This window comes from Pseudomonas helleri (assembly GCF_045830615.1).
GTDB classification, from domain to species: domain Bacteria; phylum Pseudomonadota; class Gammaproteobacteria; order Pseudomonadales; family Pseudomonadaceae; genus Aquipseudomonas; species Aquipseudomonas helleri.
On sequence record NZ_CP174501.1, the window covers coordinates 4745599 to 4768941 of the forward strand.

The window sequence follows — 23343 nt, forward strand, 5'->3', positions numbered from 1 at the left end:
TACGCGCCATGGCCCGCTTGCACTCCAAGGTCAACATTCATTAAATTCGGGCCATGCGCGAAATAGACATAGATCCTTACGAAAACACACCCCGCGATGCTGTCGTCACGGCCAATGACTACCCCCACGGGCAACACTTTGCACTGCACACCCATCAACGCGGGCAATTTGCCTATGCCGCCTGCGGCGTAATCACCGTGTTCAGCGGTCAAGGCAACTGGGTGGTGCCGCCGCAACGGGCGATCTGGGTGCCGGCGGGTGTGGCTCACGAAATGACCATGGCCGGGCCGGTGACCATGCTCAACACGTACATTGCCAACCCGGTCGCCGGGCAACTCGCCCTGCCCGCCCACTGCCAGGTCTTCGGCGTTTCGCCCTTGCTGCGTCAGTTATTGCTGCAAGCCCAGGACATTCCTGCGCTGTACGACGAAGCTCAGCGTGAGGGCCTGCTGATGCGCTTGTTGCTGCACGAAATCGCCGCCATGCCACCCTTGTCCCTCAACGCGCCCCTGCCCAACGAACCCCGGCTTGCACGTGCCTGCCGCCACCTGCTGGCACAACCGTCACTGGACATCGGGATCGACGACATGAGCCGACAAGTGGGCATGAGCCGCCGCACCTTCACCCGGCTGTTTCGCCAACAGACCGGCATCAGCTTTGTCGAATGGCGCCAGCAAGCCTGCTTATTGGCCGCAGTGGTGCGCCTGGGCAACGGCGAACCGGTCACACGGGTCGCCACCGACCTGGGCTACAGCAGCCCCAGCGCGTTTACCAGCGTGTTTCGCAAAGTCTTGGGTGAGGTTCCAAGCCGGTATTTTGCGCAATAGCACGTGCAGGACAATACAAATAATTTTTTGTACAAACCCAAAAAATGACCAACAACATAAATTTTTATTTGTATTAAATAGAAGGCCTTTTTTCTATGACCTACAATACAAACAAATATTTGGCTTAAAGCTCAAAGCAGCCATTACACAAAGGATTATTTACCTTATGCGTATTCAACGCATGTCTGACGAAGCCATTGCCATTCAGTTGGGTAAAGCCATCCGTGAGCGTCGATTGCGCAAAAACACCACCCAGGAACAACTGGCTGAAGCCATCGGTGTCAGTACGCCGACCCTGCAAAAACTTGAAAAAGGCAAAGGCACCCTTGCCGTCCTGATTGCGGCGTTAAGAGAACTCAATGCTCTGGAACTGCTTATAGCGCTGACTAGTCCTGCGCCAGCCAGCCCTTTGGCAGCGTCTAAAACCCCTTCTTTGCGCCTCAGGGCTAAAGGCCGCCCAAAAAATGCATCAAAGGATGTAAGCCAGAAGTATCCGGGCAGCACTACAGGCAAACTGCTCTTCCCTAAAATAACAACGGAGACTGGACTGCCAAACACCAAATGACACTCAACGCAAAGCGGGATGACTTTGTGCTCGAAGACCTGTTCAGAGTCGCGACTCATATCGCCAACTTCAATCCGCGAACAGTCATCAAAAAGGTCGCTTCAGCCGTCAGTCGCTGGAAAACGTTTGCGACCAAGGCGCAGGTTCCTGACGCGCTTATCGACCAGATTGCAGCGTCTCACCGGCTGTACCTGGCTAAAGATCTATAACACTGTCCTCTGCAGCACTCTCAATACAAGGGCTGTAAGGCGACGATCTGAACGTCGTTTAACGGCCCTGAAAGCTCCCCACATCACTGCGCCGTGCTTCCCTCCTCACACCGCCCCAACCCCTGAAAACGCGCCTCAAAATCCTCCGCCAATTGCTCCAGCGTCACACTGCCCAGGCGCTCGATCAGCAGTGCTTGAGCGGCATCGAAAGCATCGGTCAGGGCGGCATTCACGGCTTGTTCAACCAGGCATTCCGGGTGGTCGGTGGATAGGCCAATGGCGAATAGCGAGGCCGAGCCGAGGGCTTCGTGGATGTCCAGCAAGGTCATGTCCGCCAGCGGCTTGGCCAGTGTCCAGCCGCCGCGATGGCCCTTTTCTGAGCGTACGTAACCTTGTTCCTTGAGCAGGGCCATGGTGCGCCGAATGACCACGGGGTTGGTGCCCAGCATCTGCGCCAGGGTGTCGGAGGTCGCCGGGTGTTCGTGGCGCGCCATATGGATCAGGACGTGCAGCATGCGGGACAGGCGGGTGTCGTTTCTCATGGGCGTTCGTTTCAGGCGTGAAGGTGCGCAGAGTATCGCTCGCCACACTAAAAGTTACGAGAGTGTTGACACGCTCACTTCACGTAACTTACGTTGTATCGAGAAATCTTCGAGGGGTCGAAGAGATAACGAGAGGCGAGATCATGGTTTACGACGTGGTGATTGTGGGTGGGAGCTATGCCGGTCTGTCCGCGGGCTTACAGCTGGCGCGGGGCCGGCGCAAGGTGTTGGTGATTGATGCGGGGCTTCGGCGCAATCGATTTGCCCAGCACTCTCACGGGTTCCTGGGGCAGGACGGCCGCGCCCCTGGTGATATTGCCGCTCAGGCGCGGGCGCAATTGCTGGCGTACCCGAACGTTGAATGGGTCGATCAATCGGCGGTCAAGGCCGACCAGTGCGCTGAAGGGTTTGCCGTGGTGACGGCCGACGAACAACGCTATGCGGCGCGGCGTTTGATCATTGCCACCGGCATGGTCGATGTCCTGCCAGAAATCCCGGGGCTGGCAGAGCGCTGGGGCAAGCACGTTTTTCATTGCCCGTATTGCCACGGCTATGAACTGGACGGTGGGCCGATCGGGGTGCTGGCAGCCACGCCAGTGGCGTTGCATCAGGCGCTGATGCTGCCGGATTGGGGCCCGACCACCTTGTTTCTGAATGGTGTGTTTGAGCCCGACGCCGAACAACTGGCCAGCCTCGAAAAACGTGGGGTAACGCTGGAACGCGAGCGGGTTGTGTCCATCAGCGACCACGCGGATATAACGCTGGCCAGCGGGCGTGTGGTTGAGTTGGCAGGCGTGTTTACCCAGCCGCACATGCACATGGCCAGCCCGTTGCCCATGCAACTGGGCTGCGAGTTCGAGGCCGGGCCGATGGGGGATTTCATCAAGGTCAATGCCACCCGCGAAACCAGCGTGCCGGGGGTGTTCGCCTGTGGCGATGCAGCCGTGGCCGCTGGCAACGTAGCCATTGCCGTAGGTGATGGCGCGCGAACCGGGTCCGCGGCGCATCAGTCACTGATTTTCCGCTAATCTCAACACCCCTGTAGGAGCGAGCTTGCCTCGCGATCTTTTAAAAGATCAAAAGATCGCGAGGCAAGCTCGCTCCTACAAATTATGTGGTGCCCGGCGTAGCAGTTGACGAGCTTTGCGAGGCTACGTCCGACTGGGATGCAGCGGTAACACACCGCCCACCTGACGCTCCCATAGTCGACGGTACGCACCATTGGGCCGTTTCAGCAGTTCGTCGTGGGTGCCATCCTCAATGATTTTGCCGTTATCAAAGAACAAGATCCGATCCAGTTGCGCGACCGTTGAAAGCCGATGCGCCACCACGATTACGGTTTTGTCCTGCATCACGTCCGTCAGGGTGTCTTGAATCGCCTGCTCGGTGATGGAGTCCAGGCTGGCCGTTGCCTCGTCCATAATCAAAATGGGCGCGTTTTTGATGATGATCCGCGCGATGGCCACCCGTTGACGCTGGCCGCCTGACAATCGAACCCCGCGCTCGCCCACCAGCGAATGGTATTGGCGGTCCATTTTTGCAATGAAGTCATGGGCGTGAGCCTGTCGGGCGGCCGACTCTACATCCAGTTCACTGGCGTCCGGATTACCGTAGCGGATGTTGTCCAGCAGGCTGCGATGGAACAGCCCGGGTTCCTGAGGAATCAAGCCTATCTGTGAGTGCAAGGAGTGCTGGGTGAAGTGCCGGATGTCTTTGCCGTCGATACTGATGGCGCCTTGCTGCGGGTCATATTGGCGTAATAACAGGTTTAATAACGTCGACTTGCCAGACCCCGAATACCCGACCAGGCCCACACGTTGCCCGGCCGGAATCACCAGGTTCAGGTTGTGAAACAGCACTTGGCCAGCCTGGTAACCAAAGGTCAGGTTGCGTACTTCAATACTGCCACTGACGATTTTGATGTCACGCGCCTGTTGGTCATCGACGATCTCATGGGGCACCACAATGGTTTTGACGCCGTTTTCGATGTTGCCGATGTATTCGAACAAATCAAGAAAGCGCCTGCTGATGTTGCGCGCTTCGGCAATGACGACAAATGACAGGGTGGTGCTCATCACGAACTCCGGCACACCGATGCTGCCTTGCTGCCATAACCACAGCGCAAAGCCCAACAAACCGACTTTGAGCACCAGCGAAGCACTCATCTGGAACAGGACAATTTTTTCGTTAAAGCCAAATGACTGTCGCGCCGCCTGGACTTCACGGGACAAAAACTGCTGCAAATGCGCACGTTCGAAACCGATACGGGCAAACAGCCGCACGGCCGTCAGGTTGCTCACGGCGTCCACGACACGCCCCGTGGTTTCACTGCGCGCCGCAGAAAACGAACGTGAGTACGGCTGGCAACGGCGCGCCAGTAAGTAGGAGCACAGTACAAACACCACAGACCAGACAAACGTGAACATGGCCAGCATGGTGCTGGCCGTCGCCAGAATGATCACCGCCACTGTCAGCGTCACCAGCACCGGCAACACATCAAAGATCAACGCCCACAGCGTCATGTTGACGCCCATCGACGTTTCGGAAATGCGATTGGCCAGTGAGCCGGCGAAGTTGCTGCCAATGTAGCGTTGGGAGTGATGCTGGAGGTAGGCAAACAAGTGCGCCGTGACGCGGGTCCGTTGCAGCGGCGCAACATGCACCCGGCAGAACCCGGCGATGCGCCCGAACACCAGTTCACCCAGATTCAACGCTATAAACAGCGCCAAAGGTGGCCAGATGGCACTTAAATCACGCGGCCCATTGAGGCTGTGGCTGAGCACCCCAACCACCTCACCCAATGCCAGTGATACCGTCACGCCGCAGGCCGAAGACACCACCTGCAAGATCACGATCAACACGTACCAGCGCATGAAATAGCGGGCAAATTGCAGCGTAAAACGAAACGGGCTTGAGGCCAGTTCAGGGATGTGCGAGTCAGAAGTCGCGGTCGACGTCATGGTATTCCTTGGTTCAGACAGGCCGGTTGACCGGTTGTTGTTGGCACAGCCCTCAGTGGGAGGGCTGTGTTATCGAGCGGATCAGGCGCTTGCAACGGGTGGCCATTCGCGGGTTTTGTAGGTGTCATCACCGGGGCGGTAACGCACCGTACCCGCCAGATGGCGCTGCTGGCCCACCAGCAACACGCTGTTGACTTCGGTCTGCTCACCGGCAAGGCGTTGGGCTTCTTTTTCACGCATGCTGTCGAGCCCCAACTCCAGTTGCTTGCCAAACCACAACGTCAGATACGAATGGTCGATGTAGACGTTTTCGGTAATCGCATGCAGCAGCACGCTCAAGCCTTGGCGCGCTTCCAGCAACCAGTACACATAACGCTCGAAGTCTTCTTTAAGAATCGCGAAGCGAAACATCGGTGAGGGATGCAGTCCATTGGCCTGGTCGAGCCAGCGGTAATCCCAGATTTTGAAGCGGTCCTGAAGCTCTTCATTCAGGCGCTCGGCGATGGCGCGTGTCTCTTCAGAAAAATAAATATGGCTGTGCCAGGCGACGATTTCGTCGATCTCGGCAGGTACATCAGGGACGGTAGGCAAGTGAGTCATGAGGCGATCTCGGGCAAGGTTGATAAGGCGCGTTGCGGTGTGGCATCCAGCGAGAACGCTGCATGCTTGCTGGCTTCGGTCATGTGAAGTTCCTTGAAGGGTTGGCTCATAGGGTTTGCTGCCAAAGCGCGCGCAGTTTCGGCACCCACTCTTTAAGGCCGCGGGCGGTTTCCTGGGGGCTGAGCATGTTGAGCCGGGCGGTGTGCGCGGCCTCTTCTGGTAACCCTGGCGGGAGCGGCGCACCCGGCAAATTGCCCAATGAATAGGCTTCGCTGGCCAGCAGGGCCTGGGCGTCAGGGGTCATCAGCCAGGTCAGCAATAAACGCGCAGCGTTAGGGTGCGCAGGCTGCCTGACCAGCCCCTGGCCAAAGGGCACCAGCAAGGTGAAGTCCGCCGGGTACTCAATGGCGATCGGCACCCCCAGCCGTTGCTGACGTAGCAAGGGTGGCAGGTAGGCCCACGGGTTCAGCGCCCGACGACCTTGGGCGAGGCTGATCACCCCGGCCTCTTGCGCGCCACCCGCCCCGCCGCGATCGCGGAGCTCACGTAACTGCTGAAGGTCGATGCGCTGGCGCGTCAGCAGTTGCAGCAGAGCCACGTCGGTGGTGCCTGCACCGCCACCCGGCGCGCCATACTCAAAACTGTTGCGCCACTTATCGTCGAGCAGTTGCGCGACATCCACAGGCAGGGTTTCACCCCCTACACGGCGCGTGCTGTAACCCAGCCCATACACCTTGTTGAAGGTGAAATAGACCTGGTCCTTGTAGCGCCAAGTGGGGTCCAGCGAGGCGCTGCTGCTCGGCGTCCAGCCTTCCAGATAGCCGCGATCGGCGATGTCCATCACCACGTTGACCGGCTGACTGATCAGATCGCCGTAGTGCGCGCCGGTGACTTTTTCGACGTCCAGCCGATCCGTAACCGCCGTGGGCGACAGGTGCATATAGGTCACGCGAATACCCGGAAAGGCCTGGCTAAAACGCGACCACAACGGCTGCCACTCGTAATCCATCGCCGCCTGATACATCACCACCTGCTGCTCACCGCCTTTGATCGCCGCGTGATACAGGGCTTCCATGTCGGCCTGTTGCTGGGCGGTGCCGGTCAATGCGCGGGTGCGCTGAGTCACCTCTTCATCGGTGAACGCCGCTTGGCGGGTGCCGAGGGCGAACACCCCAATAAGCACACCGACCACCAGCAACAGCCGCACGCTGTAAGGAAGGCGCCTCATGCGGCCTCCCGGCCGGGGGCTACGGGCGCTGCAACAAGGGTTTCGGGGCTCTCGTCGCGCGGCATAAGCACCGCAGCACCCGGCTGGATCAACAGATTCACCGCGCGCCCGTTCAACGACTCACGGGTGTGGGCCGTGGTGCCCCACACATCCAGCGCCAACGTCACGGCCAAGGTAAGCCCTTGAACCTGTGCTTGCGCCAGATAGCGATCGCCGGCATAGGTGATCTGCGAAATGACGCCCGCAAGCACCGTCGCATTGGCTGGCGCCGGGTGCTCAAGCGGGACGGCCACCACTTGTGCGGCACGCAGGGCCAGCCATACCGCTGCACCGGGCAAAAGACCGGCTGGATTACTGGAGGCCAGCCACTGATCGCTACCACTGAGCGGCACCTTTGCCACGCCGTCAGATGCGGCGCTGATCTGGCCACGCAGGATATTTTCGAAGCCGACAAACTCCGCGACAAAGTGCGTACGCGGGGTCAGAAATATCTCACTCGGCGTGCCCACCTGTTCCAGCTTGCCGACGTTCATGACAGCGATGCGATCAGCCAGCGCCAAAGCCTCGGCATGGTCGTGGGTGACATAGACCGCCGTGTAGCCCAATTCATCATGAATTCGTCGCAGGTCCTGGCGCAGCCGAATGCGCAGTTGGGCGTCCATGTTCGATAGCGGCTCATCGAACAGCATCAGCCCGGGCCGGGCGACCAAGGCGCGTGCTAACGCCACGCGCTGCTGCTGACCACCGGACAGCTCTGCCGGGTAGCGCTCGGCATGATCGTGCAAGCCGACCAGTTGCAGCGCCTCAATCACTTGGCGCTGCTGGGCTTCACCGAGACGGGTGCGGGTCTTGAGCGGGTAACTGACGTTTTGCCGTACGGTCATGTGCGGCCACAGCGCGTAGTTCTGAAACACCATCCCGATGTTGCGTTTCTCGGGGGCCACAAACAGGCCTTGCTGCACATCGGCCACAGCACGTTCGCCGAGCAGGATTTGCCCGCCGTCGGGTTCTTCCAGCCCCGCAATGCAGCGCAGCGTGGTGGTTTTGCCGCAGCCGCTGGGGCCCAGCAACACGAAAAATTCTCCGGCTTCGATCTGCAGATCCAGATGCTCAATGGCATTGACCCGACCGTCGAAAGCTTTACGGACATTCTTGAGAATTACACGGCTCATGCTCAGAGACCTCCCGTTGTACCCGCGGCCAGGGCCAGGGCACGTTGCTTATTGCGATGGTTATTGAGGTGTCGCGCACGGCGGAAGATCCACAGGGTCAACAGGCTCGCGCCCCACAGGAAAATCGAGAACGCCATCAACACCATGAGCAGCGCAGCGGCCATGCTGTAGTCGCCTGCGCTTTGCAGGTTGTAGGTGATCACCGCCAAGGTATTCACCCCGGGGGACTTGAGCAGCAGCGGGACTTCCAGGTTGCCCGAGACCATCAACGCGCTCATGAACCAACCGGCAATAAAACTCGGGGCGGCGAGCGCCAGCACGATCTCGAAAAAGGTCTGAACAGGTCCGGCGCCACTCATGCGCGCAGCCTCGGACAAGGACGGCGCGATCTGCGAGGTTGCCGACAAGGCGATCTGGCTGGCGAATGGCATGGCCGTGACGATCAACGCCAGTGCCACCAGCCAGATCGAGCCATACAACTGGGCAAAGGCGGGGATGCTCAGCCAGGCCCAGGAGATCGCAACGGTGGTGACCACACCCGGCATGGCCAGCGGGATTAACGTGGCAAAGCGCAGCGCTGCCTGGCTGCGACGCCCCAACTGGCGAGACAGCGTTGCGACGCTGAAGGCCAGGGTCATGACCACCGCACCAACAATCACCCCCAGTACCAGCGTCACGCGGATCGCTTCGATCACTCGGGGTTGCTCCAGCACGCTGATGTAGCGCGCCAGCGACAAATCGCTATAAACCCCCGGGTAAGGCTGGATCGACGAGAACGCCAAAGCCCCCAGCGGCAAAACAAACGAAAGCACTAAAAACAGCAGCACCAGCACGCAGACCAATGAGCGAAAGCCGCGCAAACGCAGGAGCCTGGCACGGGAAAACTTGCCGCTGACTGACACGTAGCCCTTGCGCCCCAGAACCCGTAGTTGGCCCATGTAGATCAGCGCAATAAACGCGACAAACAGGCTCGACAAAATGCTCGCCTGTGCATAGTCGGCAGGTCCGGCTCCGCCCCCTACCAGGTTAAGCAGCAAGGTGGCCATCACCACAATGTTGTCTGGCCCGCCGAGAATCAAAATCGGCTCAAACACCTGCAGCCCGGCAATGATCCCCAACAACGCAACGCTGGTCAGCGCGGGGGCCAGGCTCGGCAGGTTAATGCTAAGAAAGGTTCGAAACGGCCCCGCTCCCGACAGGTACGACGCCTCATCGTGCGAGCTGTCCAATGCGCGGAATGCCCCCACGATAAACAAATACGTCAGGGCGACCTTTTTAAGGATCAGGACCGTGTAAATCCCCCACCAGCCCTGAACGTTCAGCCATGGTGATTCAACGCCCAAGCCATAGCGCAACGCGTCATTGAGCAACCCGGTCCAGGGGTTGGCCAACTGGGTGAAGGCAATGGCGTAGAAAATGCCCGGAGTGACAAACACCAACAGCATGCACGGCATGATCCAGCGACGTATCCACAGGTCCGTGCGCTCGCTGATAAATGCCAGGGCGATGGCAAAAAACAGCGAGGCCACGGTGCTGACCACGGCGATCTTCACGGACGCCCAGATCGCCGCGAGCATGCCCGGGTTATGGAACGCCACTTGCCAGGCCGCCAGCGTCCACTCACCCGGCAGAAACGGTGCACTGCTGCGAAACGCGCCGACCACCAGCATGATCAAAGGCCACACAAACAAGACCGCGATCACCGCAAAAAAAGGCACGAACCACGCGCTTTTAATCAGCGCACGCGGGCTGGCGCGGTTCCCGCTCAGGCGGGCCAGATACATCAACAAACGCTGCCTGAGCCCCGGTTCAAGCGCTTCGCGAGGCAACGTGGCGCCTGGATTATTACGACTCATGCTCCTGCTCCCTGTTTTAGAACTGGTAGTTCAAACCCACGTAATAAAAGGCACCGGAGGCACCCGCCGGGGCGATGAAGCCGTAGCGGTTGATCCCGTTGACCTGGTTGTACGATTTGTATTTCTCGGGGTAGGTATCGAACAGGTTATTAGCGCCTGCGTTCAGGCCCAGCTCGCGGGTCAGTTGGTAACGCACATCAAGGTCCACGACCCATTGCGGGCTGAACGTCTGGTCGCGGCTTTCGAGGGTCGGGTGGTTGTAGGTGTACTCGCCAAAGCGCGTGGCTTGTACGTTCACGCCCCATTTGCCGAGGGTGTAGTCGCTGGACAAAATGAGCTTGTTTTCTGGCGTGCCGTTTTCCGGGTTGCGCAGCACGTCACGGGTAAACAGCGTGGTCCCGGTGCGGGTCAGGACCGAGCCCTGTTTTACGTTGCTGACCTTGGTGTCGATCACGCTCAGGCCCGCCCCCAAGTCCAGCCTGCCGTACTGTTGCAGGTCGAGCCGGTGCTTGAGCTGGGCGTCAACGCCGGTGGTCCGGGTGTCGTAGCCGTTGGTGTAGAACGAAGCGCCGGAGAAGTTGCTCAGACCAGCCTTGGCCAAAATGTCGCGCACGGCCGTCGAGCTGTTGTCAGCCGGGTCTTGCAGGGTCTGAGTCGCGAGAATGTTGCCATCGATGTCGATACGATAAGCATCGACCGTCAACGATGTCCGCTCATCAGGGGTCCAGACAAAACCAAGCGAGAAGTTTTTGGCTTTTACCGGGTCGAGGTCTTTGGCGCCAAAGGCTGCCACCGCGCTGTCACCGGGGCGAAACAAGCGGGTACGACCGGGTGCTGCCGCGCCGCCGTCGAAGCTCCAGTTACCCGTGTAGGTGGTGGTTTGCGTGGACAACTGCCCCAGGCTCGGCGCACGGTAGCCGGTGCTGAACGTCGAACGAATGGCAAACGCCGGAGTAAACGTATACCGCGCAGACAGCTTGCCGTTCACAGTGTCGCCAAAGTCTGAATAGTGCTCGGCCCGCAGTGCGGTGCCTATTTCTAGCTTGTCGGTCAGGTGGCCTTCAAGCCCGGCATACACGCCCGCCACATTGCGCGACAGGCTCCCCAGGTCATCAGGGTTGATACCGGCAATGTCCACTGCGCCAAACCGCGCCCGTTGCCCCGCGCCCTGTTGCCCGGCAGGAATCAGCCCGCCGCCGTAATCCCAGGACTGTTCATCACCAATGTCGTTAATGGCAAAGTTTTCATGCCGATAAGCCGCGCCGCCCGACAACGTCCAGGGCGAAGGTGCCCAGTTGAAATCCAGGTCATGGGTCCAGTCCAGCGCCAGGTTGGTGGTCTTGCTTTCACTGGCCCCGCGATAGAAAGAAGTGGCCGACGCCAGCCCATAGCTGGGGCTCAGGCTGTTCTCCAGATAGCCGCGGACCTCGTTCTTGCCATACGACAACGACAGGTCAAAGTTACCGAGGAAGGCCTCGGCATACTTCACACCGACCACAGCGGAGGTGTCGTAGCGTTTCTCGGAGACACGCGGCTGAAAGCCGTCCGGGTAGATCGCCTTGATGTTGTCCCGCGAGGTGGAATAGTTGGGGTTAACGTCGTTGACGTTGTTCGAGTAGGCGTAATTGAGTGTGGAGTACAGCCGGGTTTCATCGTTCAAGCCCAGCTCCGCGTTGGCCAGCAGTGAACCCTGATCACGACCGCCCTGCCCCCATCGACCCGTGCGCAAATCACCCGGCGGGCCTGCGTTGACGTACTGATTGTCGACCCCGCTGCGGTCGACCGGGTTGTTGCTCAGGCCATCGGCACTAAGGGTCAGAAACCCGTCGCCCGGCAAGCGGGTGCCCCACCATCCATTGGCGTTGCGTGTCTCGCCGTCACCTTTTTTGTATTGCCCATAACGGGTTTGCAAGCCGCCCCCGCTGTCCTTCTCTTTGAGGACAACGTTAATCACCCCGGCAATCGCATCCGAGCCGTACTGCGCCGAGGCACCGTCGCTCAAGACTTCAACACGCTCGATACCGCTGATAGGAATGTTGTTCAGTTCTACCAGTTGGTCCGCGCCCCACGGGTCGACGCCCGACAAGCGCCCGGTAGGGTTGCGGCGCTTGCCGTTGACCAGAATCAGGGTGTACGCCGGGCTCAGCCCGCGCAGTGAGGCCGAGCGCACGGCGCTGGTGCCCTTGGAGGCGTTTTGACCTTGGGGAAAGTTGAACGAGGGCACCAGCAACGTGAGCGCCTGATTGAGCGTTACGGCCCCCGAATTTTGAATCTGTTCAGGGGTGATCAGCTCCACCGGCGCCAGGCTTTTGAGCGCCGTGACATCCTGGCGGCGAGTACCGAGGGTCACCACCGTGGCCAGCGTCGGATCAGCACCATGAGCCGCTTGCACCGGCGCGGTTTTGGCGGGCACCACAGCGGACGTTTTGGCGCCCGCCTGCGTAATCACAATCGCCCCGCTGGCGGTGCGGCTGGCACGCAAACCGGTGTTGTGCAGGGCCCGATCAATCGCCTGGTCACGGCTCAGCTCACCCTGAATGGCGACGCTGTCCAGACCTTCCAATGAGGCTTGATCAAAGGAAATCGGCGTGCTGGTTTGCCGAGAAATCGCCAGCAAGGTATCTGCCAGCGGACCTGCTTCAAGGGTGAAGTGTTCGAGGCGCTGATCAACCTGCGCTGGGTCATCTGCCAACGCAGCAGACGGCAATGCACCGAGGCTCAACAGCAGCGCGCAGGCAAGAGGGGCAAGGGCAAAGTTACGAGTGGGTATCGGCATTTCGAATTCACTGTGCTCAAGGAGGATTACTTTCCATGAGCAACTGCTTCAGTGAATTTTCAGGAGCGCCCTAGATCGTTTACGCCTATCGATAGAACTCGCTCACGCACGCTCAATGCTGATCCAGTAAGGGCCAAAGCGATTAACCCGAATCGGCAACTGCTGCTCGAGCATTTCCAGGGTCTGGTCGCTGTTGTCCAACGGATACAGTCCGCTGACAGACAGGCTCGCCAAACTGTTATCCAGGCGCACGATGCCCCGTCGATAGGTGCGAAGGGTGTCCACGACCTCGCCCAAGGGCTGATTGCGCGCTTCAAGCCAGCCACTGAGCCAGGCCGTCTCGCCCTTGCGCATGGCTTGCTGTTCTACAACCACCCGGTCATTAAACAGCACGCTGCGCTGCGGCTCGATCGTAATGCTCGGGCCTTTGCCGGGCGTCAATTGCAGGGACCCTTCCAATGTACTCAGACGGGTGGCATCGGCGTTCTGGCGCACCATCAGCCGCCCACCGGTGCTGCTGATGACACCTTGAGCGGTACGTAAGGTAAAGGGTGTACGGGAGTCTTTAGCGACATCCAGCACCAGTTCGCCCTGATACAGCTGCAACCGGCGCTGGTTGTCGACAAACGCCGTCGCCACCCGGCTCCGAGCATTGAGCTGTACATGACTGCCGTCAGCCAATTGCCAGGTACGCCGCTCAGCCGTGCCGGTTTCCAGCTCATCCACAGACGGCCATGACACGCCCGCCGTACGCCCCAACACGCTGATCGACAACGCCAGACCACCGAAGGCCAGCGCATTGCGCAAGAACGTGCGGCGCCCGGAAGGCGCATTGATCGCCTGCAGGATCGGCGCACTGGAGCGACCACGCCAAGGCGAACTCTGGGCGGCCCCCAAACCCTTTTGAATCCGGCTGAACGCGGCAGCATGCCGAGGGTCCGTCGCCAGCCAGACTTCAAAGGCGTGGCGCTCTGCGCTGGCGACCTCACCCGACTGCAAACGCACCATCCACAGGACGGCCTCTTCAGCCACACTGTCTTCAAGCACGGCACCTGCGCCACGACTCACGATTCAAATACCTGATAACAGCAGCGCAATGCCTGAGCCATGTAGGTGTGTACGGTGCCGAGCGAAATACCCAAGTGCTCACAGATACGGGTGTAAGTCAGCCCTTCAATCTGATTGAGCAAGAACACCGCTTTGGCCTGGCTGGTGAGGCCATCAAGCAACTGGTCAATGGCCAGCAAGCTCTCGATCAGCATCAACTGCTCTTCGGGCGCCGGTTGGAACTGTTCAGGGATGTTCTGCATGGTTTGCAGGTACGCCCGCTCCAGATCGCGGCGACGCCAGCCTTCATACATCAAGCGTTGGGCAATGGTCGTCAGCAATGCCCGAGGCTCACGGAATGAGCCGGGGTCCGGGAGGGTCAAAATGCGCGCAAACGTTTCTGCCGCAATGTCTTCAGCGCCATGCGGGCAGTCCATACGTGAACGCACCCGGGCGCACAGCCAGTGGTAATTAAGCTTGAATAACTCGCCGATTCGTTCGCGATTTTGCGCACCTGAAACGCTCATTTCTATCACGCCAAAAAGCTGCTGCCCCGCTCCTTGGTAGGGTGTTCAGCCAGCGGTTTACTGTCGGCGTCCTTGAGTTTTGGTGCGCCCTGTCGCCTTGGGCAACAGTGCGTGGACTATGACTGAACGCTGTTTAGCGGAGAAAGAATAAAAAAATCGGCTGTGTTTAATTTTGGAATAAAAGCCCCCACCGACAGGTTTTCGCGAAGGCTATTCAGTTTTTCGAAACACCAGCATTGCGGCAAATACAGCCCCCACGGCAGCGATGCACAGCATAAGCGCCTGATCACTGATATACGTCGCCACGGCCCCGGTGGCGATGGGGCCCAGTACGCCGCCCAAGGTGTAGAACAGCGCTATTGCGGTCATGGCGGTCGACACTTGATGCTTGGCCACGCGGTCGGCGGCTTCGATCACGGCCACGGTGTTCATGCCGCCAATCGCTCCGCCCCAGACAAACACCACCAGCGCCGCCAGCCACGGCAAAGGCTGGCTGAAGGGGATGGCCAAGGTGCCCAGCAAGAGCAGCAGGCCGCAGATCAATTGCGCGGTTTTGTAGGAACTGCGGTCGGCCATCCAGCCGATGGGCAGTTGCAGCAAGGTGCCGCCCAGCCCGAACACGGAGATCAGCAGCGTCGCGGCAGTCAGCGGGTAGCCCGCAGCCAGGCTGTAGGGGGCGAGAAACGACACCGTAGAGGTCTCGGCAAACCCTGCAATCAAGGCGGCGCCCAAGGCGATGGGGATGAGGCCGTAGAAGTTGCCATGGGCTTTTTCTTGCGGTGTTTGCGGCTGCGAATCGTGGCTTTTGAGGGTCAGCGCCAGCGCGCCCGATAGCAGCACGATCGCCGCGCAGGCGTAGTACGGCAGCGCGCCGTCAACACCGAACACCACCAGCAGCAACGGGCCAATCGCAATGCCCAGGCCCATCAGGGTTTCATGCACACCAATGGCTCGCCCGCGGCCGTCGCGCGACGACACGGCAACGATCCAGGTGTCACAGGCGATCCAGCGCAAGATCAACCCCACGCCCAGCACAAAGTTCAGCCCGAAGATCAGCACCAGATCCTCAGTCAATGTCATGCCCAGCAACGCCAGGCTGGTGAGCAGCGCGCTCAGCACGTTGGCCTTGACCAGGCCGAGTGAACCCAAAACGCGCGGGACGATTTTGTACAGCAGCAAAATCGCGATCCACGAAGCGCTGACCACCACGCCGATTTTCGCTGCGCTGACGCCTCGCTGCTCCAGCGACATGGACAGCAGCGGCGTGATGGTGCCGATCTGCACAATCTGCGACAGCACCGACAGCGCATTGATCTTGGCCAGCACTAACCAGCGGGGTGGATCGGTGTATTCAGCACTCGGCGATTGCATGCGCACAACCCTTCCATGAATGACCGCGCAATCATGCGCTTTTTTTGACTCATTGAAAGGGGCATTCCCTGGCGCTTAACCGCTGAACACTCGCTATGGGCAATTCTCGTTGGCGAAGTTCTAGACGCATCGAACAAAAAATCACATATATCTTTATCGAATATTTAAATACTAATTAAGACTTTTTTAGTCTATTGAAATATCGTGCATCATCCTTTGGCGCTCGCTCCTGCAGAGGGTGTAACACGAACATTTTTTAAACGGAGTCAGTCAATGGGTAAAGTCCACACCGCGAGCGCTGTGCCGGACGCGTTATGGCGCCCGGCACCGGTCGGCGACTTGCTCGATCTGGGCCGCGCCTATCGCGAACCGCTGGCGCTGGGGCGGCTGCAAAGTACCCCCAAGCGTATTTTGAGCCGCCCGGAAGCGGTGCTGATTGGCGTGTTGGCGCTGGCGTTGCACGGTGCCGTGATTTATTGGATCAGCCAGAACCCGGCGCCGGTGTTGCCGATCGTGCCGCCGGAAATCCCGCCGATGACGATTGAGTTTTCACAACCGGCGCCGGTGGTCGAAACACCGCCACCACCGCCTGAGCCGATTGTGCAGCCGGTCGCTGAGCCGCCTCCGCCCGTCGAGGACGAGTTGGCCGTCAAGCCTCCTCCGCCGCCCAAGCCCAAGCCAAAACCTGTGGTCAAGCCTGTGCCCAAGCCCGTGCCGAAACCGGTTGAGCAACCACCCACGCCGCCAGCACAGCCTGTGGCCGCCCCGGCGCCACCGGCACCGCCTGCGCCAAAACCGGTGACACCGGCCTCGGCCAACGCCGGTTACTTGCATAACCCGGCGCCGGAATACCCGTCGCTGGCCATGCGCAGAGGTTGGGAAGGCACGGTGTTGCTGCGTGTGCACGTGTTGGCCAGCGGCAAACCGGGCGAGATCCAGATACAAAAAAGCAGCGGTCGTACCCAGCTCGATGACGCCGCCCTGGCAGCCGTCAAACGCTGGAGTTTCGTCCCGGCCAAACAGGGCGACGTGGCCCAGGACGGCTGGGTCAGCGTACCCATCGACTTCAAAATCAAATAACTGAACCTGATTGTTCCAGCGGGCTACCTGACAAAAGGCGCATCGCACTACTGACTTAATGCCTTTGTTGGAGAGCCACACCATGAACCTGATCGCTTCCCCTTTTGAATCCATCGAACACGCGGTCATCTGGCTGCTGATTATTTTCTCGGTCGCCACGTGGGGCCTGTTCTTGCTCAAAGGCGTGCAGTTCGGCCGCCTTAAAAGCCAGGACCGCCGCTTCCTTAAGCAATTCTGGGCCGCCACCAGCCTCGACTCCGCAGCCGAACTGGCCAGCACCGCGCCGGGTGCCGCTGCCCGTGTTGCCCAGGCCGGTTATGCCGCGATTCAGGTGTCTGACACTCAGCAAGCCACTGACCTTGCTCACGCCATCAACCATCAGGACCGCCTCGAGCGCTCGCTGCGCCAGCAGATCGTGCGTGAACGCCGCTCACTGGAAACCGGCCTGGCGATCCTCGCCAGTATCGGCAGCACCTCGCCTTTTATCGGCCTGTTCGGAACCGTGTGGGGCATCATGTCGGCCTTGAAAGGCATCAGTGCTGCGGGGTCTGCCAGCCTTGAAACCGTGGCCGGGCCGATTGGTGCGGCACTGGTGGCGACCGGCGTCGGTATCGCCGTCGCGGTGCCTGCGGTGCTGGTGTACAACTACTTTTTGCGTCGCCTGAAACTGAGCGCAGCCGACCTTGATGACTTTGCTCACGACTTCTACAGCCTGGCCCAGAAGAGTTCGTTCCGCGTGCATTTGCACCCGGTGCTGAACACCGCGGCCGGTGCCGCAGGCAAAGTGAAGGAGGCGTCTTGAGATGGCTTTTTCAACCCAAGATAACGATGAAGTGCTGAGTGAAATCAACGTCACGCCGCTGGTCGACGTGATGCTGGTGCTGCTGGTGGTGTTTATCGTCACCGCACCGCTGCTGACCAACGCGATCCCGATCAACCTGCCGAAAACCGAGGCCGTGGCCCCGATCGAGCAAAAGGATCCGGTGGTGGTGAGCATCGACGACAAGGGCAAGGTGTACATCAACAAGGACGAAATCCAACCGGATCTGCTGGAAGTCAGCCTGCAAGATGCCAAGGCGAAAAACCCGGATGTGCGCGTGCAGTTGCAGGCCGACAACGGGGTGAGCTACGGCGAAGTGGCCAAGCTTATGGCCTCGATTGAAAAGGCCGGCATTACCAAGCTGGCGGTGATCACGGCCAAATAAACAGGGGTTACCTCGCGATCTTTTGGGACCAAAAGATCGCGAGCACGCTCGCTCCTGCCAATGGGCTTGATCTTAAATGACCCGCCGGGGCTCAACGTTTAATCCTCCCCTGCTTTAAAGCACAAAAAAGCCGGTGAAAACCGAGCTGAATCGACCCCCGACCGTCATCCCGATGTCACGCAGCTTTGTTTCCTTGGGCGCATTTCGCCACTCAAGGAGGCTCCATGATTCGCCCAACGCTGCTCGCCCTCGCGCTGTTTTCTGTGATCAACAGTGCAGCGGCCACCCCTGACTCACCCCTGCCCCATTCACCCGGGACACCCTATGCCGCCAGCGGTCTGGCGGATCGAATTGTGCTGACGCCGGGGGCCAATCCTGCGCGAGAAATGGCCGTGACCTTTCGCACCGACACTCACCAGCAAGCCAGCCAATTGCAACTGGCGGTCGCCCTCGACGGGCCGCAACTGGCCAAGGCTGCCCATACGCTGGAAGGAACTCAACTGAGCCTGGATACTGAGAACGGCCCGGCCCTTTACCACCAGGTGCGCCTGCACGATTTACAGCCAGACACCGCCTACGTGTACCGGGTTAAAGGTGCTGAAGGCTGGAGCGAGTGGCTGCAGTTTCGTACTGCTGCCGAGACGTTCAAGCCATTCAGTTTTATCTACATGGGCGATGTGCAAAACGACATTCTGTCACTGGCCTCGCGCAGCATTCGCCAGGCCCTGAGAAGTGTGGCCAACCCCGCACTGATCGTGCATGCCGGGGATCTGGTGTCGCAACGCGATGACCTGGTGCATGACGATCAATGGGGCGAGTGGAACCAGGCCGGCGGCTATAACTACGGGATGATCCCGCAGGTGGTGGCCATCGGAAACCACGAATACCTGGACGGCACAAACCCTGATGGCAGCGAAAGCCGTACCCTGAGCCCGCACTGGAATCGTCAGTTCGCGCTGCCGGACAACGGCGTGCCGGGCTTGAAGAACACCACGTATGTGATGGATTACCAGGGTGTACGTTTTATCGTGCTGGATGGCACGGCGGCCCTCGACATGGGCACCTTGGCCGAGCAAACCAAATGGCTTGAGAACAGCCTGAAAAACAGCCCGGCGCGCTGGAATATTGTGGTCAACCATCAGCCCGTTTTCACCTGCGCCCGCCCCGAAGACACCGAACCGTTGAAGGCCGCCTGGAAGCCGTTATTTGAGCGCTACGCGGTGGACCTGGTGCTGCAAGGTCATGACCATTGCTACAGCCGCGTGACCAGCGAAGCCGGGCGTGCGGCCTCCCGCGCCGACCGTGCCAGCGGCAAGGTGCAGGGCCCGGTGTACATGGTCTCGGTGGCGGGGTCGAAGATGTACGGGCTCAATGACCGGGCGCACCTGCAACCGGATCGCAGCGCTGAAGAAACACAGTTGTATCAGACCATCGACGTGCAGGACTCACGCCTTGAAGTGCGCAGCTACACCGCGGCGGGCAAGCTGTATGACGCGTTTGACCTGGAGCGTGATGCGCAAAACCGCAATCACCTGAGCGAGCCGGTAAAGTCCCTGCCTGCTGAACGGGCCTGCACCGGCACGGCTGGCCCGGATGGTTACCCGTGCAGTTCGCGGGGTAAGTAAGCCCGGCCTCTCCTTGTAGGAGGGCCGCACCGTCTTTTCAGCATCCCCCAATCAGTCCCCTCTCCCGCCGGGAGAGGCGTGGTGAGGGGCTCTTGGATCAAGATCAAAAGATCGCGAGGCAAGCTCGCTCCTACAGTTTGGGTCAGGTAATGGGTGCCGGGTTGAACAGGGTGAGGTCGTTGTGCAGTTTGTGCTGTTCGGCCCAGGTGTGTTTTTTGCCGCTGGCCACGTCCAGGTAATAGTGGAACAACTCCCAGCCCAGCTCTTCGATGCTCGCCCGGCCGGTGGCAATGCGCCCGGCGTCGATGTCGATCAGGTCCGGCCAGCGCTGCGCCAGCTCGGTGCGGGTCGAGACTTTCACCACTGGCGCCATGGCCAGACCGTACGGAGTGCCACGGCCGGTGGTGAACACGTGCAAGTTCATTCCGGCCGCCAGTTGCAAGGTGCCGCAAACAAAGTCACTGGCCGGGGTGGCACAAAAAATCAGTCCTTTGTGGGTAAAGCGTTCGCCTGGGCCGAGCACGCCGTTGATGGCGCTGCTGCCGGACTTGACGATAGAACCCAGCGACTTTTCGACAATATTCGACAACCCGCCTTTTTTGTTGCCAGGCGTGGTGTTGGCGCTGCGGTCAGCCTCGCCTTTGGCCAGGTAACGGTCGTACCAGTCCATTTCACGCACCAGTTCTTGGGCAACCGCCTGGCTTTGCGCCCGCGAGGTCAGCAGGTAAATTGCATCGCGCACTTCGGTGACTTCAGAAAACATCACCGTCGCCCCGGCCCGCAACAGCAAGTCCGAGGCGTAACCCAATGCCGGGTTGGCGGTGATCCCGGAGAATGCATCGCTGCCGCCGCATTGCATGCCGAGGATCAGTTCGCTGGCCGGCACGGTTTCGCGGCGACGCTGATCGAGCTTCTGCAAGCGGGTTTCGGCCAACGCCATGATCTGTTCAATCATTTCGGTAAAGCCATGGCTCGCCTCCTGCAAGCGGTATAACCACGGTTCGCTGAGGTCCACCGAAGGGTCGTTGTCGTGCATCACCTGCCCGGCCTGAAGCTTTTCGCAGCCCAGGCTGATGACCAGCGCTTCGCCGCCCAGGTTGGGGTTGCGCGCCAGATTGCGTACGGTACGAATCGGGATGTAAGCGTCGGTGGCACTGATCGCCACACCGCAACCGTAGCTGTGGGTTAGCGCCACCACGTCATCGACATTCGGGTAATGCGGCAGCAGTTCGTCACGGATGCGCTTGACCGCATGGTTCAACACGCCGGTCACGCACTGCACGGTGGTGGTGATGCCCAAAATATTGCGCGTGCCCACGGTGCCGTCGGCGTTGCGATAACCCTCGAACGTAAACCCTTCGAGGGGCGCCTGTGCGGCCGGTACGTCGGTGGCCAGCGGCAAGCTGTCCAGCGGTGGCGCGGTGGGCATGCGCAGTTGGTCTTCATTGACCCAACGCCCCCGCGTAATCGGCTGCAAGGCGTAGCCAATGGTTTGCCCATAGCGAATCACTTCGCCGCCCTGGGGTATATCGACCAGGGTGACCTTATGGCTTTGTGGCACAAAGTCCAGGGTCACCAGGCCATCCGCCAGCTCGGTCCCGGCAGGCACGCCTTGGTCATTCACCACCACGGCCACGTTATCCCGCGCGTGCAGGCGGATGGTGCGCGGCGAGTCGGCATGTTCAATCAACGTCATAAGCCCGCTCCTTGGTTTTACGCAAAAGGCCGCTGATTGCTCAGCGGCCTTGGGCATTGTTTATTGCGGGCCTTGCTTGTCGATCAAGGCGGCCAGCGCTTCGTATTCTTCTGGCAACAAATCGGTCAGCGGGGCGCGCACCGGGCCTGCGCTGTGGCCAGAAATGGTCGCCCCGGCCTTGACGATGCTCACGGCGTAGCCTGCTTTGCGGTTGCGGATGTCCAGGTACGGCAGGAAGAAGTCGTCGATGAGCTTGCCCACGGTGTCGTGATCTTCGCGGGCAATGGCGTGGTAGAACTCCATCGCGGTTTTCGGGATGAAGTTGAACACCGCCGAGGAATACACCGGCACGCCCAGCGCCCTGTAAGCCGCGGCGTAAACCTCTGCAGTCGGCAAACCGCCGAGGTAGCTGAAGCGGTCGCCGAGGCGACGGCGGATCGAGACCATCAGTTCGATGTCGCCCAAGCCGTCCTTGTAGCCGATCAGATTCGGGCAGCGTTCTGCCAGGCGCTCCAGCAGCGGCGCGGTCAAACGGCAGACGTTACGGTTGTAGACCACCACACCAATGTTCACCGACTTGCACACCGCCTCAACGTGGGCGGCAACACCGTCCTGGCTGGCTTCGGTCAGGTAGTGCGGTAATAGCAGCAGCCCTTTGGCGCCCAGGCGTTCGGCTTCTTGCGCGTATTCGATGGCCTGACGGGTAGAACCGCCGACACCGGCCAGAATCGGCACGCTAGTGGCGCAGGTATCGACCGCGGTTTTGATCACTTGCGAGTATTCGCTGGCCGCCAGAGAGAAAAACTCACCGGTGCCGCCTGCCGCGAACAAGGCAGACGCGCCATACGGGGCCAGCCATTCCAGGCGCTTGATGTAGCCCTCACGGTGAAAATCACCCTGAGCATTGAAATCGGTGAGCGGAAAAGACAGCAGGCCAGACGAGAGGATGGACTTCAGTTCTTGTGGATTCATTATTCGAACACCCTGGGACGTGTTGTGGGGATAAGGATGGCAGCACTTGGCTTTGTCGTACGTCATCGTACAACTATTAACATTATCGTCAATCCCTCTTATTGAAATCACGCCCACAGAGGCGCCTTGGCCGCTCAATAGCCACAGGCCAAGGGCCGTATTAGAGCGGTCAAACGCTGGATGAAATAAATATCAGAAAGGCTAAAGCTGCGGATATAAGTGCGTACAGCGATGATAGCGCTTTGCGGTCCCGCGCAGATTCGTGCCTCGTGAGTGCCAACTAGGCATGCCATTAAACAAGCCGCGATGTTGTACGATCACAACGCCTCATCCCTTGGGGCCTTTGACCGGATACGCCATAAACGGCTTGATTTCCTTGAGCACAAACATGCTTTGCATCTCTTTGATCCCGGTCAAGCGCCGGATGACCGACATGGCAAAGTCGGCAAAGGTGTCCAGGTCCCGCGAGACCACTTGCAGCAGAAAATCCGCATCGCCGCCAATGCTGTAGCAGGCCACCACGTCCTCAAGGGCCATGACCTCCTGCTCAAACTTGCGCGCTTCAACTTCGCTATGGCGGTCAATGGTGACCCGCACAAACACCAGCACGCCGAGGCCGATGTTGGTCTTGGTGCGAGCGTGTGCGGCGGTTTACCTGGGCTATCTGGCCTGGCAGTTCTGGTGGGCGAAACCGCAGCCGGTGGTGCTCGGTCGGCCGATCAACAAGCGCGAGCTGTTCAGCGCCTGGCTGTCCGGCCTGACCATTACGTTGGGCAATCCGAAAACCATTGCGTTCTACCTGGCGCTGTTGCCGCTGGTCATCAATCTGGAGTCGGTGTCGCTGCACACGTGGGGCGTCGTGCTGGTGCCGTTGACCATCGCGGTGCTGTTTATCGTCGGCGGTCTGTTTGTGCTGGGCGCGGTGCGCATCCGCCACTTGCTCGTCAGCCCGCGCGCTCAACACTACCTGTTTAGAGGCGCGGCGTTGATGATGCTGGGGGCAGCGCTAGCCATGCTGGCGCAGAATCTGTAAGAAGCGCCCTGAATAATCGGTTTGCCCTACGACACTCCCGGACCTCTCTCCC

The 23343-nt window shown here is 59.8% G+C and carries 20 protein-coding genes and 2 pseudogenes; 9 read left to right on the forward strand and 13 right to left on the reverse strand.

Annotated features, from left to right (window positions below; all coding sequences use genetic code 11):
• Positions 1 to 53 precede the first annotated feature (53 nt).
• From ACJJU9_RS21465 to ACJJU9_RS21475, 3 genes are read left to right on the forward strand one after another with little or no spacing between them, the layout of a single operon-like run.
• Positions 54 to 827, forward strand: coding sequence for an AraC family transcriptional regulator (locus ACJJU9_RS21465; protein ID WP_407729472.1), 774 nt, complete (start codon positions 54 to 56; stop codon positions 825 to 827).
• A complete protein-coding gene (locus ACJJU9_RS21470) occupies positions 817 to 1392 on the forward strand; it encodes a helix-turn-helix domain-containing protein (RefSeq protein WP_407729473.1) in 576 nt (191 codons plus the stop codon). The genes ACJJU9_RS21465 and ACJJU9_RS21470 overlap by 11 nt, the downstream gene beginning before the upstream one ends.
• Before the next feature lie 26 nt (positions 1393 to 1418).
• The gene (locus ACJJU9_RS21475) at positions 1419 to 1601 is read left to right on the forward strand and encodes a hypothetical protein (RefSeq protein WP_407729474.1); all 183 of its coding nucleotides are present in this window, start codon (positions 1419 to 1421) and stop codon (positions 1599 to 1601) included.
• Between the two features lie 83 nt (positions 1602 to 1684).
• On the opposite strand, the gene ACJJU9_RS21480 is transcribed toward ACJJU9_RS21475, so the two are convergent.
• Entirely contained in the window at positions 1685 to 2143 is a 459-nt protein-coding gene (locus ACJJU9_RS21480; RefSeq protein ID WP_407729475.1) for an Rrf2 family transcriptional regulator, read from the reverse strand.
• A 143-nt stretch (positions 2144 to 2286) separates the two neighbouring features.
• On the opposite strand from ACJJU9_RS21480, the gene ACJJU9_RS21485 reads away from it, so the two are divergent.
• Positions 2287 to 3171 (forward strand): NAD(P)/FAD-dependent oxidoreductase, encoded by an 885-nt coding sequence (locus ACJJU9_RS21485; protein ID WP_407729476.1) that lies wholly within the window; start codon positions 2287 to 2289, stop codon positions 3169 to 3171.
• A gap of 123 nt (positions 3172 to 3294) precedes the next feature.
• On the opposite strand, the gene ACJJU9_RS21490 is transcribed toward ACJJU9_RS21485, so the two are convergent.
• From ACJJU9_RS21490 to ACJJU9_RS21530, 9 genes are all read right to left on the reverse strand, one after another.
• On the reverse strand, positions 3295 to 5103 hold the full coding sequence (locus tag ACJJU9_RS21490; RefSeq protein ID WP_407729477.1) for an ABC transporter ATP-binding protein: 1809 nt from the start codon (positions 5101 to 5103) through the stop codon (positions 3295 to 3297).
• Positions 5104 to 5184: 81 nt separating this feature from the next.
• Complete coding sequence (locus ACJJU9_RS21495; RefSeq protein WP_153372926.1) at positions 5185 to 5703, reverse strand: DOPA 4,5-dioxygenase family protein; 519 nt, start codon at positions 5701 to 5703, stop codon at positions 5185 to 5187.
• Positions 5704 to 5809: 106 nt separating this feature from the next.
• Positions 5810 to 6931 carry an ABC transporter substrate-binding protein gene (locus ACJJU9_RS21500; protein ID WP_407729478.1) on the reverse strand — a complete coding sequence of 374 codons (1122 nt, stop codon included), beginning with the start codon at positions 6929 to 6931 and terminating at the stop codon, positions 5810 to 5812.
• Complete coding sequence (locus tag ACJJU9_RS21505) at positions 6928 to 8103, reverse strand: ABC transporter ATP-binding protein (RefSeq protein ID WP_407729479.1); 1176 nt, start codon at positions 8101 to 8103, stop codon at positions 6928 to 6930. The genes ACJJU9_RS21500 and ACJJU9_RS21505 overlap by 4 nt, the downstream gene beginning before the upstream one ends.
• A gap of 2 nt (positions 8104 to 8105) precedes the next feature.
• On the reverse strand, positions 8106 to 9959 hold the full coding sequence (locus ACJJU9_RS21510; RefSeq protein WP_407729480.1) for an ABC transporter permease: 1854 nt from the start codon (positions 9957 to 9959) through the stop codon (positions 8106 to 8108).
• 16 nt (positions 9960 to 9975) lie between these two features.
• On the reverse strand, positions 9976 to 12735 hold the full coding sequence (locus ACJJU9_RS21515; protein WP_407729481.1) for a TonB-dependent receptor domain-containing protein: 2760 nt from the start codon (positions 12733 to 12735) through the stop codon (positions 9976 to 9978).
• A gap of 102 nt (positions 12736 to 12837) precedes the next feature.
• Complete coding sequence (locus ACJJU9_RS21520) at positions 12838 to 13803, reverse strand: FecR family protein (RefSeq protein WP_407729482.1); 966 nt, start codon at positions 13801 to 13803, stop codon at positions 12838 to 12840.
• Positions 13800 to 14309 carry a sigma-70 family RNA polymerase sigma factor gene (locus ACJJU9_RS21525; protein ID WP_048385783.1) on the reverse strand — a complete coding sequence of 170 codons (510 nt, stop codon included), beginning with the start codon at positions 14307 to 14309 and terminating at the stop codon, positions 13800 to 13802. The genes ACJJU9_RS21520 and ACJJU9_RS21525 overlap by 4 nt, the downstream gene beginning before the upstream one ends.
• Before the next feature lie 210 nt (positions 14310 to 14519).
• On the reverse strand, positions 14520 to 15680 hold the full coding sequence (locus ACJJU9_RS21530; protein WP_153372918.1) for an MFS transporter: 1161 nt from the start codon (positions 15678 to 15680) through the stop codon (positions 14520 to 14522).
• A gap of 273 nt (positions 15681 to 15953) precedes the next feature.
• On the opposite strand from ACJJU9_RS21530, the gene ACJJU9_RS21535 reads away from it, so the two are divergent.
• The 4 genes from ACJJU9_RS21535 (at position 15954) to ACJJU9_RS21550 (ending at position 19590) form a co-directional block, all read left to right on the forward strand.
• Positions 15954 to 16760, forward strand: coding sequence for an energy transducer TonB (locus ACJJU9_RS21535; protein ID WP_407729483.1), 807 nt, complete (start codon positions 15954 to 15956; stop codon positions 16758 to 16760).
• An 82-nt stretch (positions 16761 to 16842) separates the two neighbouring features.
• A complete protein-coding gene (locus tag ACJJU9_RS21540) occupies positions 16843 to 17562 on the forward strand; it encodes a MotA/TolQ/ExbB proton channel family protein (RefSeq protein WP_407729484.1) in 720 nt (239 codons plus the stop codon).
• 1 nt (position 17563) lies between these two features.
• Complete coding sequence (locus ACJJU9_RS21545) at positions 17564 to 17965, forward strand: biopolymer transporter ExbD (RefSeq protein WP_048372930.1); 402 nt, start codon at positions 17564 to 17566, stop codon at positions 17963 to 17965.
• Between the two features lie 224 nt (positions 17966 to 18189).
• Entirely contained in the window at positions 18190 to 19590 is a 1401-nt protein-coding gene (locus ACJJU9_RS21550) for a metallophosphoesterase (protein ID WP_407729485.1), read from the forward strand.
• Positions 19591 to 19732: 142 nt separating this feature from the next.
• Here ACJJU9_RS21550 and garD read toward each other — a convergent pair whose 3' ends face one another.
• The 3 genes and pseudogenes from garD to ACJJU9_RS21565 all read right to left on the reverse strand — a co-directional run.
• The gene (gene garD / locus ACJJU9_RS21555; RefSeq protein WP_153372908.1) at positions 19733 to 21286 is read right to left on the reverse strand and encodes a galactarate dehydratase; all 1554 of its coding nucleotides are present in this window, start codon (positions 21284 to 21286) and stop codon (positions 19733 to 19735) included.
• 60 nt (positions 21287 to 21346) lie between these two features.
• Positions 21347 to 22258 (reverse strand): 5-dehydro-4-deoxyglucarate dehydratase, encoded by a 912-nt coding sequence (gene kdgD, locus ACJJU9_RS21560; RefSeq protein ID WP_153391155.1) that lies wholly within the window; start codon positions 22256 to 22258, stop codon positions 21347 to 21349.
• A 327-nt stretch (positions 22259 to 22585) separates the two neighbouring features.
• A pseudogene (locus ACJJU9_RS21565) lies at positions 22586 to 22888 on the reverse strand (Lrp/AsnC family transcriptional regulator); the annotation flags it as partial.
• On the opposite strand from ACJJU9_RS21565, the pseudogene ACJJU9_RS21570 reads away from it, so the two are divergent.
• Positions 22887 to 23291, forward strand: a pseudogene (locus tag ACJJU9_RS21570) (LysE family translocator); the annotation flags it as partial. The pseudogenes ACJJU9_RS21565 and ACJJU9_RS21570 overlap by 2 nt on opposite strands.
• Positions 23292 to 23343: the final 52 nt, after the last annotated feature.